We start from the raw sequence: 1,060 nt of genomic DNA on the forward strand, positions 1-1,060 counted from the left end.
TGTTGGTCGGTGTGTATGCGGTGGTCAAGGCCGGTGGTGCGTATGTTCCGGTGGATCCGGATCAGCCTGCGGATCGAATTGGGAACATCCTCGACACCGCCGCGCCGGTGTGTGTCCTGTCGACGTCGCGTGACGAGTTCACGGCCGCGGGGGACAGCTCCGTCTTGCTGATCGACACTCTCGACCTGACCGGGGTCGACGGTGCTCCGGTGTCGGATGTGGATCGGTTGGCGCCGTTGGTGCCGGAGAACACGGCGTATGTGATTTTCACGTCGGGTTCGACGGGTCGGCCGAAGGGTGTGGCGGTTTCGCATGCGGCGATTGTGAATCGTCTGGTGTGGATGCAGGGCGAGTACGGGCTGTCCGCTGATGATGTGGTGTTGCAGAAGACTCCGGTGACTTTTGATGTGTCGGTGTGGGAGTTGTTCTGGCCGTTGCAGGTTGGTGCGCGTCTGGTGATTGCGGTGCCGGATGGTCATCGGGATCCGGTGTATTTGGCTCGGGTGGTCGAGGCTGAGTCGGTGTCGACGATGCACTTTGTGCCGTCGATGTTGGCGGTGTTCGTTGCGGAGCCGTCGGTGGCCTCTGTGTCGTCGTTGCGGCGGGTGTTCGCTTCGGGTGAGGCGTTGCCTGCGCAGACTGCGGCGTCGTTGCGTCGGGTGTTGCCGTCGGTGCGATTACACAATTTGTATGGGCCGACTGAGGCTGCGGTGGATGTGACGTTCCATGAGGTCACTGCGGCGGATGAGGTGTCGGTGCCGATCGGTGCGCCGGTGTGGAACACGCAGGTGTTTGTGTTGGATTCGCGGTTGCGGCCGGTGCCGGTGGGTGTTGCGGGTGAGTTGTATCTGGCGGGTGTGCAGTTGGCCCGGGGGTATGTCGGTCGTGCTGATCTGACGTCGGATCGGTTCGTTGCGAATCCGTTCGGCGGTTCGGGTGAGCGGATGTACCGGACGGGTGACTTGGTGACGTGGACTGCCGGCGGTGAGTTGGAGTACATCGGTCGTACTGATTTCCAGGTGAAGTTGCGTGGTTTGCGGATCGAGCTCGGCGAGATCGA

General features: G+C 62.2%; 1 protein-coding gene. It reads left to right on the forward strand.

Features of this window, described 5'->3' with window-relative positions; all coding sequences use genetic code 11:
• Positions 1–1,060: amino acid adenylation domain-containing protein (locus tag FCG67_RS24840; RefSeq protein ID WP_136912237.1), on the forward strand; the 1,060-nt coding region annotated here is incomplete at both ends.

Origin of the sequence: Rhodococcus oryzae, from assembly GCF_005049235.1 — a bacterium.
GTDB classification, from domain to species: Bacteria; Actinomycetota; Actinomycetes; order Mycobacteriales; family Mycobacteriaceae; genus Rhodococcus_G; species Rhodococcus_G oryzae.